13 protein-coding genes are annotated in these 12,231 nt (G+C 69.2%); 8 read left to right on the forward strand and 5 right to left on the reverse strand.

Annotated elements, in window-relative coordinates; genetic code table 11:
• Positions 1-301: 301 nt before the first annotated feature.
• Positions 302-706, forward strand: a complete 405-nt coding sequence (locus ACFWZU_RS12965) for a YidH family protein (protein ID WP_439701962.1) — start codon at positions 302-304, stop codon at positions 704-706.
• Here ACFWZU_RS12965 and greB read toward each other — a convergent pair.
• From greB to ACFWZU_RS12980, 3 genes are read right to left on the reverse strand one after another with little or no spacing between them, the layout of a single operon-like run.
• Positions 691-1,197: a transcription elongation factor GreB gene (greB, locus tag ACFWZU_RS12970; protein WP_439701963.1), complete on the reverse strand. Its 507-nt coding sequence runs from the start codon at positions 1,195-1,197 to the stop codon at positions 691-693. The two genes, ACFWZU_RS12965 and greB, sit on opposite strands and share 16 nt — an antisense overlap.
• Positions 1,194-2,453: a hypothetical protein gene (locus ACFWZU_RS12975; protein ID WP_439701964.1), complete on the reverse strand. Its 1,260-nt coding sequence runs from the start codon at positions 2,451-2,453 to the stop codon at positions 1,194-1,196. Before ACFWZU_RS12975 ends, greB begins: the two co-directional genes overlap by 4 nt.
• A complete protein-coding gene (locus ACFWZU_RS12980) occupies positions 2,453-3,949 on the reverse strand; it encodes a helicase HerA-like domain-containing protein (RefSeq protein ID WP_439701965.1) in 1,497 nt (498 codons plus the stop codon). The genes ACFWZU_RS12975 and ACFWZU_RS12980 overlap by 1 nt, the downstream gene beginning before the upstream one ends.
• Before the next feature lie 140 nt (positions 3,950-4,089).
• On the opposite strand from ACFWZU_RS12980, the gene ACFWZU_RS12985 reads away from it, so the two are divergent.
• Positions 4,090-5,571, forward strand: coding sequence for a transglycosylase SLT domain-containing protein (locus tag ACFWZU_RS12985; RefSeq protein WP_439701966.1), 1,482 nt, complete (start codon positions 4,090-4,092; stop codon positions 5,569-5,571).
• A gap of 64 nt (positions 5,572-5,635) precedes the next feature.
• Here ACFWZU_RS12985 and ACFWZU_RS12990 read toward each other — a convergent pair whose 3' ends face one another.
• Positions 5,636-6,088: a hypothetical protein gene (locus ACFWZU_RS12990; protein WP_439701967.1), complete on the reverse strand. Its 453-nt coding sequence runs from the start codon at positions 6,086-6,088 to the stop codon at positions 5,636-5,638.
• 89 nt (positions 6,089-6,177) lie between these two features.
• Entirely contained in the window at positions 6,178-7,029 is an 852-nt protein-coding gene (gene asd, locus ACFWZU_RS12995; RefSeq protein ID WP_439701968.1) for an archaetidylserine decarboxylase, read from the reverse strand.
• An 89-nt stretch (positions 7,030-7,118) separates the two neighbouring features.
• Here asd and prmB point away from each other — a divergent pair, with 89 nt between their 5' ends.
• From prmB to ACFWZU_RS13025, 6 genes are all read left to right on the forward strand, one after another.
• Positions 7,119-8,039, forward strand: a complete 921-nt coding sequence (gene prmB, locus ACFWZU_RS13000; RefSeq protein ID WP_439701969.1) for a 50S ribosomal protein L3 N(5)-glutamine methyltransferase — start codon at positions 7,119-7,121, stop codon at positions 8,037-8,039.
• Positions 8,040-8,059: 20 nt separating this feature from the next.
• The gene (locus ACFWZU_RS13005) at positions 8,060-8,590 is read left to right on the forward strand and encodes a GNAT family N-acetyltransferase (RefSeq protein WP_439701970.1); all 531 of its coding nucleotides are present in this window, start codon (positions 8,060-8,062) and stop codon (positions 8,588-8,590) included.
• Positions 8,591-8,733: 143 nt separating this feature from the next.
• Complete coding sequence (aroC, locus tag ACFWZU_RS13010; RefSeq protein WP_439701971.1) at positions 8,734-9,822, forward strand: chorismate synthase; 1,089 nt, start codon at positions 8,734-8,736, stop codon at positions 9,820-9,822.
• Between the two features lie 21 nt (positions 9,823-9,843).
• Entirely contained in the window at positions 9,844-10,851 is a 1,008-nt protein-coding gene (locus tag ACFWZU_RS13015; protein WP_439701972.1) for a 2-hydroxyacid dehydrogenase, read from the forward strand.
• A gap of 30 nt (positions 10,852-10,881) precedes the next feature.
• The gene (locus tag ACFWZU_RS13020) at positions 10,882-11,913 is read left to right on the forward strand and encodes an aspartate-semialdehyde dehydrogenase (RefSeq protein WP_439701973.1); all 1,032 of its coding nucleotides are present in this window, start codon (positions 10,882-10,884) and stop codon (positions 11,911-11,913) included.
• Positions 11,913-12,215 (forward strand): hypothetical protein, encoded by a 303-nt coding sequence (locus tag ACFWZU_RS13025; RefSeq protein WP_439701974.1) that lies wholly within the window; start codon positions 11,913-11,915, stop codon positions 12,213-12,215. The genes ACFWZU_RS13020 and ACFWZU_RS13025 overlap by 1 nt, the downstream gene beginning before the upstream one ends.
• Positions 12,216-12,231 lie beyond the last annotated feature (16 nt).

Consider the following 12,231-nt stretch of genomic DNA (forward strand, 5'->3'; position numbering starts at 1 on the left):
AAGGATCAAGGCACGGTTTCCGGATGCGAGCCTTCCCCCACCACGCGCGGCAAGGACCCAGCGCGGTTTCCGGATGGGAGCCTCCCGCGCCACGCGGCGAGGGGGCAAGCGCGGTTTCCGGGTGTGTGAGCCTTCCCCCGACACCGGGGAAGGTGCCCGAAGGGCGGATGGGGCGACCGGAGCGCGGGCCAGCCACCACGCAAGCCACCAGTACGCGACTGACCACCCCGCGACTCCCGACCCCACGACCCCTTGACGCCCCTGCCGGCACAGTGGCGCTCCCGCACGGTGGAGCGCCCGCGTGATCCCACGCTTCAACGACCATGCCGCCAACGAACGAACCTATCTGGCCTGGGTACGGACGGCGATCGCGGTGATGGCCTTCGGCTTCCTGGTCGAACGCTTCGACCTGTTCATCACCTACGCCTCGCAGAATGCCTCGCGCGCGGCGCACAAGCTGCATATGCACCTGCGCCTGACCGAATGGGTCGGCCTGCTGCTGATCGTGTTCGGCGCACTGATCATCCTGCTCGCCTCGGCGCGCTTCCTGCGCAACCGCCGGGACATCGCGCACGAACGCATGGAGAACTACGCCGGGCCCGTGGGCGAAAAGCTGCTGGCGGCGATCCTGGTGCTGCTGGGCCTGTTCCTGGTCGTCTACGTGGGACAGGAGCTGGCGGCACTCAGCTCTCAGCCGGACGTGTAGTCCACTGCGACCACGGCAAAGCGGGTGGGGCCGGCGGGCAATTCCGCTTCGAATTCGTCGTCGAGTTTCTTCTTGATCAGCGCCCGCGCCAGCGGAGAATCGATGCTGATCCATCCGCGTCTGGCGTCCGTTTCGTCCGGGCCGACGATGCGGTAACGGACCGAGTCGCCGCTATCGACGTTCTCCAGCGTGACGCAGGCGCCGAAGAACACGGTCTCGCGGTCGGCCGGCGCGCCCTCGGCGACCTTGAGCATCGGAATGCGCTTGCTGAGGTAGCGCACGCGCCGGTCGATCTCGCCGAGCTGCTTCTTGCGATAGGTGTATTCGGCGTTCTCGGAGCGGTCGCCCTCGGCCGCGGCGGCCGCCAGTGCCTTGACCACCTCGGGGCGCAGCGTGTGCCAGAGATGATCGAGTTCGGCCTTCAACCGCTCGAAGCCCTCGCGCGTGACGATTGCCGTGGAAGAGGGCGCGGGTGGACGCCAGCGGCTCATGCCGCCCCCGCCGTCTGGCGCAGCTGCGCGGTGAGGGTCTCCAGGTCCGGCAGCAGCGGATGGTTCGCCGGCAGTGCGCCCAGGCGCCCGAGCAGCACCAGCGCTTCCACCGGTTGGCCCAGCGGACCGGCGAGCAACCTGGCGCCAAGCAGGGCGCACGCCGCAGCACGGACGTCATGCGGCCAGGTCTTGAGGAACCCGCGGCACAACTGCACGGCCATCCGGTTCATCCCGTGCCGTGCAGCCGCTTCGGCAAGCGTGCCGGCATTGCCCGGATCGTCAGGCAGGAAGGCCGGATCGAGCTCGCTGCACTCCTGCACCAGTCGCAGTGCCTTGCGCGCGTCGCCGCCGGCCAGCAGTGCGGCGATCCAGATCTGTCCGTGGACCAGCAGGCCGTCGCGCATGTCCTGCTGCCGCATCAGTTCCCGGTAGGCCTCGTGCAGCGCCGGCGGCGCAACGCGGTCCTGCAGCCGGCCGGCGAGCAGCCGCAAGGCAGCCTGCGGGTCGGCGGCCGCCAGCTCGCGGGCACGGGTTGCGAGGCGGCTGTCCTCGTCCTGCCCCGCATCGGCGGCCAATGCCTCGGCATGCGCCTGGATACCGAAATGCTCGCTGCGCTGGTGCAGCATGCCGCCCATCAGATGGAAGGCCAGCACGACCAGATAGGTGCAGGTGAAGGCGAACAGCGGCACCGCCAGCACGCGCGGAAGCATGGCCGTGGTCAGCGACGCCACCACGACCAGCACGCCCAGCAACAGGTTGATCGCTACCGGCACCAGGTAGGCGCCGCCGAAACCGGCCATTACCCGGGCAAGGTGCAAGGGGTTGAGCGCCAGTGCGAGGTTGGCATCGAAGGCGAGCGTCATGTCCACCGCCGGCAGGATCAGCGCGAACACCACCACCAGCGGCCACAGCAGCGAGGGAAAGAACACGGCCGCCACCACGCCGCAGGCGACCGCGAACAGGTGGATTGCCGTCAGCGCCCAGCCGGCGGCGTCGCTGCCGTCGATGCCGACGTCCGGCGGGTCGGCGTAACCGTGCGCCGTGTGCTGCATGCAGTCGGCCGCATAGCGCCAGGTCGCCGTCCACACCAGCGCGCCGCCGAGCAGGCCGATGAAGGCGGGCAGCAACGCCACGTAGTGGGCCAGCGCCAGCGCCACGCAGGTAGCGAGCGCGGCGCCGCGCAGCGGGTAGCCAAAGCCCTGCCGCAGCCGCTCGGCGAACGGGGTGTCGACGGCGACGGTGGCAACATGCGGCATCAGCGGCTCCCGCCGAAGATGCCGCCCAGCACGCCACGCAGGATCTGCCGGCCGATCTGGCTACCCATCGTGCGCACGACCTGCTTGCCCATCGTCTCGATCATGCCCTGGCGGCGCCTGGTGCCGAACAGCGCATCGTGCACGGCGCCACCCCAGGCACCATCCTCCTGTCCGGGCGAGGGTGCGCTGGCGACCGTGTCGGCGTCCACCGCCTTTTTGTCGGCGCGACGCGCGAGCATTTCCTCGGCCGAGTCGCGGTTGACGGCCGTGTCGTACTTGGCGCCCACCGGAGAGCGTTGGCGTACGGCCGTCCGCTCTGCCTCGGTGATGGCGCCGATCCGGCAGCGTGGCGTGGTGACCAGCACCCGTTCGACCGGGCTGGGCACGCCGCCCTCGCGCAAGGTCGAGGCCAGCGCCTCGCCCACGCCGAGCTGGCCGATCGCCTCGGCCACGTCGAGTTTCGGGTTGGGTGCGAAGGTCTCGGCGGCCGCGCGCACGGCCTTCTGGTCGCGCGGGGTAAAGGCGCGCAGTGCGTGCTGGATGCGGTTGCCGAGCTGGCCGAGGATGTCTTCCGGCACGTCGTTCGGGTTCTGCGAGCAGAAGTACACGCCCACACCCTTGGAACGGATCAGCCGCACCACCTGTTCCACCCGCTGGCGCAGCGCGGGCGGGCAGTCGTCGAACAGCAGGTGCGCCTCGTCGAAGAAGAACACCAGCCTGGGCAGGTCCTGGTCGCCCACTTCCGGCATCTGCTCGAACAGCTCCGACAGCAGCCACAGCAGGAAGGTGGTGTAGAGGCGCGGCTTGAGGATCAGCTGGTCGGCGGCCAGCACGTTGATCACGCCGCGGCCGCTCATGTCCTGGCGCATCAGGTCGGTCAGCTCGAGCGCGGGCTCGCCGAAGAAGTTCTCGCCACCGGCCTGTTCCAGCGCCAGCAGCGCACGCTGGATGGCGGCGATGCTGGTCTTGCCGATCAGACCGTAATGGGCGGAGATGTCCTTGGTGTTCTCCGCCGCGAACGCGAGCAGCGCACGCAGGTCGGCCAGGTCCAGCAGCAGCCAGCCGTTGTCGTCGGCCAGCTTGAACACGATTTCCAGCACGCCCTGCTGGGTGTCGTTGAGTTCCAGCACGCGGCCGAGCAAGGTGGGGCCCATCTCGCTGACGGTCGTGCGCAGAGGGTGGCCCTGCCTGCCGTAGAGGTCCCAGAAGATCACCGGGTTGGCCTGCGGCTGCCAGTCGGCGAGTCGGAGTTTCGACAGCCGCGCCTTGATCTTGTCGCCGGGTTCGCTTGCTGCCAGGGCGAGGCCGGCCAGGTCGCCTTTCACGTCAGCCAGCACGCAGGGCACGCCCAGCCGCGAGAAGCCCTCGGCCAGCACCATCAGCGAAACGGACTTGCCGGTGCCGGTGGCGCCGGCGACCATGCCGTGGCGGTTGCCGTAGCGCGATTCCAGAGACACGTCGGCGGTGTCGTTGCGACCAATCAGGATCTCGGGCATGCGGGCGCTCCGTGCGTCGGATGGGCGATTGTAGCCAGGCGGATACAGGTCGCAGTTCGGGAGTTTCGTGGGGCGCCGCGGTTTTGGCATCGGGTCTGCATGCGCTAAGGTGAATGTATCCCCGCCGTCAAGCTTTCGTCATGCCGCTGTCTACTCTTTCGCACTGTTTCCGCCTGGCGCCGCTGGCTGCCGGGCTCCTCCTGCTTGCCGGCTGCGCCAGCGGCGGCGGCAGTCGCACCCCCGGCGACGTGAACGCGCTGTATGCGCAGCTCGACCAGGCGAGCAAGGGCTACGAGAACGCGCTGCAACAGGCACGCGAAGGCGACGACCAGGCCTCCGAGCAGAGCCTCAAGGACTCGCTGGACAGCCTCAAGCAGGCCGCGGCCCGCTGCGGCGCCACGCCCGGTTGCGACTCGCAGCGCTTCTACTCGGTGTTCGACCGCCTGCTGCGCCTGAAGGACGGCAGCTTCTTCGCCGGTGACGACCTGGAGACCGTCGGCGAGGAAGCCCCCGAAGAAGCAGTAGCCGGCAAGCCGGGCGGCGCCGCGGCGCTGCCGCAGGCGCAGCGCGCGGTGACCCTGCTGCGCGGCCACAAGCTCTCCGAGCTGATCGCCATGAATGGCCCCGTGAAGGCCGCGCTGGAAATGTGGCTGACCCAGTGGCGCTCGAACCTGGTCGACACCTGGATCAACTACCAGTACATGCGCTACGAGATGTGGCCGCAGTACGACAAGGCGGATCTGCCCGAGGCGCTGCTGTTCGGCATCATGGCCAAGGAGTCCCACGGCAAGGTGCACGCGGTGTCCCGCTCGGGCGCCGCCGGCCCGCTGCAGTTCATGTACGCGACCGGCCTGCGCTTCGGCCTGAACAGCCAGAGCGGGTTCGACACGCGATTCGATCCGTCCGAGGCGGCGCGCGCCAATGCCGCCTACATGGACGAGCAGTTGAAGGCGTTCAACGACAACCTCGAGCTTTCGCTGGCTGCCTACAACGGCGGCGAGGGGCGCATGCGCCGGCTGGTGAACGGCAACACCGGCGTGAGCTTCTACGACCCGGCGATCTACAACCAGTTGTCGGAGGAAACCCGCGAATACGTTCCGGCGGTGCTGGCCGCGGCGTGGCTTTTCCTGCACCCGGACAGCTACAACCTGAACTTCCCGAAGATCGACGGCGCGCCGGGAACGATCACGCTCAAGCGCCCGGCCTCGCTGTCCGAGCTGACCATCTGCATGGGGTCGGCGCAGGGCATGGACGATGGCTGGTTCCGCACGCTGCGCAACCTCAATCCGCGGCTGAACCCGCAGGACGAGCAGCCGGTCGGCAGCCAACTGAAGGTGCCCAGGGAACTGGAGTCCGTCTACGCCTCGCGCTGCGTCGATGGACCGTGGCCGATCCTGGCGAGCGACCTGCACTCGGCGGTGGTGCCGGAGGTGGTCAAGCCGGAACCGCAGCGTACCGTGCACCCGCACTCACGCTATGTCGTGCGGCACGGCGACACGCTGCTGGGCATCGTGCACAAGCTGGGGTGTTCGGACGTGCGTGAACTGTCAGACCTCAATGACCTCAAGCATCACCGGATCCGCGCGGGGCAGGTGTTGCGGTTGCCGTCCTGCCGGCGCTGAAGGGCAGGCTACGCCCCATGTGCCGCCCGCTTGCAGGCGAGCGGGCTCCTACCAGGGCATCGGCTCAGGCCGCAGCGCTGGGCTGCATCCAGCTCTCCGCCACGTCCTCGCGTTCGCGGGCGCCACTGCCGTGCAGCTCTTTCAGCTCGCGCACCACGCGAAGCAATTGCCGGTGGCGCGAGCGCATGAACGCGTGGGGCGAATCCTTGGTCTCGTGGTAGGCCACCGCCAGCCACAGCGCCATGCCGCGCAGCGCGACCTCGGGGTTGTCCGAACAAGCCCGGGCAAAGCCGGTGGCGGTACCGCGGCCCCAGGGCAAGTAGCGGTCCTGGGGCGGGGTGCCGTATAGATGCGGGAACTCGCTGCGTGCCGCCTGGCCGATCTCGCGCAGGGTGAGCAGGCTCAGCCTGGCGCGGGCCGAGGCCGGCAATGCGTCCAGGATCTTGCCGATGCGGCGGAACTGCCGTTCCAGCTGCTGGCCGCGCACGAAGGCGATGAGCGGGACGATCGATCGCATGGGTTCTCCCCCGGAGCCGTTTGACGCCGGGAGCATAGCCAGGCGCAGCGGCGGGGTACGCCTAAAACGTCACAGAATGACGTTCTGCGTCAGCCCTTCGGCAACGGCCGGCGGCCTAGCCGCTGGCCCAGCTTGACCGTCTGCTGCGACTGGAGCGCATCCAGCTCGATCATCCCGGGCGGCAGCAGCAGGATCACCGTCGAGCCCATGTTGAAGCGCGCCATCTCGGCGAACCGGGCGAGCGTGATGCCCTGGCCGGCGAACGACTTGCGGCGGATGTCCGAGGCATAGGGCGGGATCACCAGCCCGTCCCATACCGTGGCGACGGAGGACACCAGCACGGCGCCGACCATCACCGCCACGAACGGGCCATGCGGGCTGTCGAAATGGCACACCAGCCGCTCGTTGCGCGCGAACAGCCGCGGGATCGCCTCTACCGCGAACGGCGCCACGCTGAAGATGCGGCCGGGTATGTGGACCGTCTCCCGCAACGTGCCGCCCAGCGGCATGTGCACGCGGTGGTAGTCGCGCGGAGAGAGGTAGATCGTGACGAAGTCACCGTCCCGGTACGGGGCGGCCGCCTCCTCGTCGCCGAGCAGCTCGGCGGCGGTGTAGTCCTGTCCCTTGGCCTGGAAGATGCGCCCGTCGACGATTCGGCCGGCCTGGCTGATGCGGCCGTCCGCCGGCGAAATCAGCGCGGTCGGGTCGCCGTCCTCGTGCCGCGCGTTGGGCTTCAGCTTGCGGGTGAAGAACGCATTGAAGTGCTGGTAGGCGAACGGGTCGGACTGTGCCGCCTCGGCCATGTCGACCTTGTAGCGATGCACGATCTGGCCGATCAGGAAGTTCTTCCACGGGCGCCAGGTCCAGCGCGTGGCCCAGTAGACCACCCGCGAGAGGGCGCGGTGGGGGAGGAGGTATTGGACGAGCACGGCGAAAGTCATCCGGCCAGTATAAGGCGCGGCGGTTCGCCCTGAGCGCGGCGGTGAGGGATAATCGCCGATCCTCTAAGCCGCGCCGCCAGGAAAGGCCCGTGACCGCCGAACTCGCCAGCATCATCGACTTCATCCGCTACGGCGCCAGCCGCTTCTCCGCCGCCGGCCTGACCTTCGGGCACAGCCACGACAACCCGATCGACGAGGCGACGCACCTGGTGCTGGCCAGCCTGCACCTGCCGCCGGATATCCCGCCGGCCTACGGCGCCGGCAAGCTCACCGCCGAGGAGCGCAAGCGCGTGCTGGAACTGATCGAGCGGCGTGTCAACGAGCGGCTGCCGGTGGCCTACCTGGTCGGCGAGACCTGGTTCGCGGGGCTGAAGTTCAAGAGCGACCGCCGCGCGCTGGTGCCGCGTTCGCCCATCGCCGAGTTGATCGAATCGGGCTTCGCGCCCTGGCTGGACGGCCGCCACGTCGAGCGCGCGCTGGACCTGTGCACCGGTTCGGGCTGCATCGGGATCGCCATGGCCGAGTACAACCCGGACTGGCAGGTGGACATCGTCGACATCAGCGACGAGGCGTTGTCGCTGGCGCGCGAGAACATCGTGTTCCAGCACGTCGAGGGTCGCGTGGAAGCGGTCCGGTCCGACCTGTTCGGCGGCGTGAAGGGGCGGCGCTACGACCTGATCGTGTCCAACCCGCCCTACGTGACCGAGAACGAATACGCCGCGCTGCCGGGCGAGTACAGCCACGAGCCCAAGCTGGGGCTGACCTCGGGCGAGGACGGCCTGGACATCTGCCTGCGCATCCTGGACGAGGCGGCCGATCATCTGAGCGACGACGGCCTGCTGATCGTCGAGGTGGGCGAGAGCGAGCACGCGCTGGCCGCGCTGCTGCCCGAAGTCCCCTTCGTGTGGATCGAGTTCAAGGTCGGGCCGATGGGCGTGTTCGCGCTCGAGCGCCGCGACCTGGTCGAGCACGCGGCAGCGATCCGCGCCGCCGCCGACGCGCGCCGCTGAAGCATCGCAGGAGGCGCCGCATGGAACTGACCACGGACCATCTGCTGCTCGATCATCTGCATCCGGGCGATGCCGACGCCCTGTACGCCTGCCGGGCCGATCCGGCGGTGGCGCGCTTCCAGGGATGGCGTCCGGCAAGCGTCGCCGAGGCGCGCGCGTTCATCGACGCGCAGGCCGAGCCGGCGCCGGGTCTGTGGTTCCAGCGCGCCATCCGACTGCGTGACGGCCATGCGCTGATCGGCGACCTGGGCGTATGCCTGCCCGCCACGCCGGGCGACTCGGTGGAATTCGGCATCAGCCTGTCGCCGGCACACCAGGGCCAAGGCTACGCGCGCGAGGCGCTGCATGCCTTGTTCCACCAGGGTTTCGAGGTGCTGGGCTGGCGCCGCATCCACGCCTCGGTTGATCCGCGCAACACCGCTTGCATGGCCCTGTTGCAGGCGCTCGGCATGCGCCAGGAGGCGCATTTCCGCGAGAGCCTGTGGCTGCACGGCGAGTGGGTGGACGACGTGGTGTTCGCCATCCTTGCCCGCGAGTGGCAGGCGGTCTGAGCGTCCTCGTAGGAGCGCCCTTGGGCGCGACCGCCATTCCGATGGTTGCGGTGCAGTGGCATTCGCGGTCGCGCCCAAGGGCGCTCCTACAGGGCTTGCTGGCGAGCGGCTATGCTTCGGCTTCCTCGTAGCGGACGCTTGGCATGTCCAGCAACTCCTTCGGCAAGCTCTTCACCGTCACCACCTTCGGCGAAAGCCACGGGCCGGCGATCGGCTGCGTCATCGACGGCTGCCCGCCGGGGCTGGCGATCGCGCCGGAGGACTTCCGCCACGACCTCGAGCGGCGCGCGACCGGGCGCAGCCGTCACACCTCGCAGCGCCACGAGGCCGACGAGGTGGAGATCCTCTCGGGCGTCTACCAGGGCCGTACCACCGGTACCCCGATCGCGCTGCTGATCCGCAACACCGATCAGCGCAGCAAGGACTACGGGGACGTCGCGCAGACGTTCCGTCCGGGCCACGCCGACTACACCTACTGGCAGAAATACGGCATCCGCGACCCGCGCGGCGGCGGCCGCGCCTCGGCGCGCGAGACCACCATGCGCGTGGCCGCCGCGGTGATCGCCAGGAAGTGGCTGGCCGAGCGGCATGGCGTGCGCGTGCGTGGCCACCTGGCCCAGCTGGGCGACATCGTGCCGCATGGATTCGACTGGGAAGCGGTGGAAGCCAATCCGTTCTTCTGGCCGGACGCAGGTCAGGTGACCGAGCTCGAGAAAGCCATGGATGCGTTGCGCAAGTCGGGCGACTCGGTCGGCGCGCGCGTCAACGCCGTCGCGGACAACGTGCCGCCGGGCTGGGGCGAGCCGGTCTACGGCAAGCTCGATGGCGACCTGGCGGCGGCGATGATGTCGATCAACGCGGTCAAGGGCGTGGAGATTGGTGCCGGTTTCGCGGCCGTCGCCCAGCGTGGCACGCAGCACCGCGATGAAATGCATTTGGACGGCTTTACGTCCAACCATGCCGGTGGCATCCTTGGCGGAATCAGCACCGGCCAGCCGGTGACGGTGTCGGTGGCGTTCAAGCCGACCTCCAGCATCCTGGTGCCGGGGCAGAGCGTGAACCTGGCCGGCGAGCCGGTGCAGGTGGTTACCAAGGGGCGTCACGACCCCTGCGTGGGCATCCGCGCCACCCCCATCGTCGAGGCCATGCTGGCACTGGTGCTGATGGACCACGCGCTGCGGCATCGCGCGCAATGTGGCGACGTGGGGCCGGTCGCCCCGCGCATCGCCTGAGTTTTCGCCTGTGGAATCCCCATGACCGGCAAGCCGCGGGTGTGGATCTCGCGCCCCACCTTTCCCGACATCGTCGCCCGCCTGGAACCGCACTTCCAGGTGACGGCCGAGGCCGATGAACGCGTGTTGGCGCCGGCGGACCTGGCTTCCCGGCTGGCGTCGCTCGACGCGGCGATCGTGGGGCTGAACCAGCGCATCGGGGCGGCCGAAGTGGCAAACGCGTCGCGCCTGCGCATCGTCGCCAACCTCGCCGTGGGGTACGACAACCTGGACATCTCCGCGCTCACCGCTGCAGGCATCGTCGCGTCCAATACGCCGGACGTGCTCAGCGAAAGCGTCGCCGATCACACCTGGGCGTTGCTGCTGGGCGCCGCGCGCCACATGGGCGCCGCCGAGCGCTGGTTGCGGGCCGGGCGCTGGCAGGCCAACGGCTTCAGGGACTGGCTGGGGCTGGACACGCGCGGCCGCACGCTGGGCATCCTGGGCCTGGGGCGCATCGGGCAGGCGATCGCGCGTCGCGCCACGGGCTTCGGCATGCACGTCATCTACCACAATCGCTCGCGGTTGCCGGCGGCCGTCGAGGCCGAATGTGCCGCGCGTTACGTCGACAAGCCCACGTTGCTGGCCGAATCGGATTTCCTGGTGCTCGCGGTGCCGTTGACCGGTGAGAGCCGTCATGCGATCGGGGCGGCCGAACTGGCTGCGATGAAACCCACGGCCGTGCTGGTCAACATCGCCCGCGGCGGGATCGTCGACGACGCGGCGCTGGCCGCCGCCCTGGCGGAAGGGCGCTTGGCCGCCGCCGCGCTGGACGTGTTCGAAGGGGAGCCTGCCGTCCAACCGGCGCTGCTCGCGCTCGACAACGTCATCCTGAGCCCGCACATTGCCAGCGCCACCTGGGACACTCGCCGCGCGATGACGGCGCTGGCGGTGGACAACGTGCTCGCGCTGTTCGGGCATGGCCCGCACGCCGGGCATCCGCCCTCCCTCATCAACCCTGGGGTCCTGGCCGCGCGGCCGGCGCCCTGATCACCTCCCGACACAGGCAGCAAGACATCCATGAGCAAGAAGAGCAACTACAAGGTGGCTATGGTCGGCGCCACCGGCGCGGTCGGCGAAACCCTGCTGGGGATCCTGGCCGAGCGCGATTTCCCCGTCGGCGAGCTGGTACCGCTGGCCAGCGAGCGCTCGGCCGGCGAGAAGATTTTCTTCGGTGGCAAGCAGGTCACGGTGAAAAACCTGGCCGACTACGACTTCGACGGCGTGGACATCGCCTTCTTCTCCGCCGGCGGCTCGGTCAGCCGCGTGCATGCCCCCCGCGCGGCGGCGGCCGGCGCGGTGGTGATCGACAACACCTCCGAGTTCCGCTACCAGGACGACGTCCCGCTGGTGGTCGCCGAGGTCAACCCGCACGCCATCGCCGACTACACCACCCGCGGCATCATCGCCAATCCCAACTGCTCGACCATGCAGATGCTGGTCGCGCTGGCGCCGATCCACCGGGCGGTCGGCATCGAGCGGATCAACGTGGCCACCTACCAGTCCGTCTCGGGCGCCGGCCGCAGCGGGATGGAGGAGCTCGGCCGCGAAACGGCGGCGCTTCTGAGTTTCCAGGATGTGGAACCGGGCAAGAAATTCCCCAAGCAGATCGCTTTCAATGTGATCCCGCACATCGACGAGTTCCAGCCCAACGGCTACACCAAAGAAGAAATGAAGATGGTGTGGGAGACGCGCAAGATCCTGGAGGACGACTCCATCGCGGTGAACCCCACCGCCGTGCGGGTGCCGGTGTTCTACGGCCACGCCGAGGCGGTACACGTGGAGACCCGCGACAAGATCGGCGCCGACGAGGCCCGCGCGCTGCTGGAGCAGGCCGAGGGTGTGGTGGTCATGGACGAGCGCAAGCCGGGCGGCTATCCGACCCCGGTGGGCGATGCCGCCGGCAAGGATCCGGTGTTCGTGGGCCGCATCCGCGAGGACATCTCGCACGAGCGCGGCCTGGATCTGTGGATCGTGGCCGACAACATCCGCAAGGGCGCGGCGCTCAATGCGGTACAGATCGCCGAGCGGCTGATCGAGGACTATCTCTGATGCGAAAACCCTGGCTCCTGCTCCCGCTGCTGACCCTCGCCGCGTTGCCGGCCTTTGCCGACGGCGGCCCGGAACAGGCCGCGGTGGCGGGACAGCGGGTGCCCGCCCAGGTGCGCCTGAAGCGACAGTTGCGTGCACACGGCGCCGAGGTGCAGCAGTTGCAGCGCCAGCTCACCGAGCAGGAGTCGCACAGCCGCCAGGCCAGCGACCGCCTGGAGGAACAGGACCGGGAAATCGCCCGGCTGCAGCGCCAGCTGGAGGCCCTTGGCGGCCACCGCCAAGGGGACAACGCGGGCCGCTGACCCGCTGCCGGAACGA

Source organism: Frateuria sp. GZRR33, from assembly GCF_051900425.1.
In the GTDB taxonomy this organism is placed as follows: Bacteria; Pseudomonadota; Gammaproteobacteria; order Xanthomonadales; family Rhodanobacteraceae; genus Frateuria_A.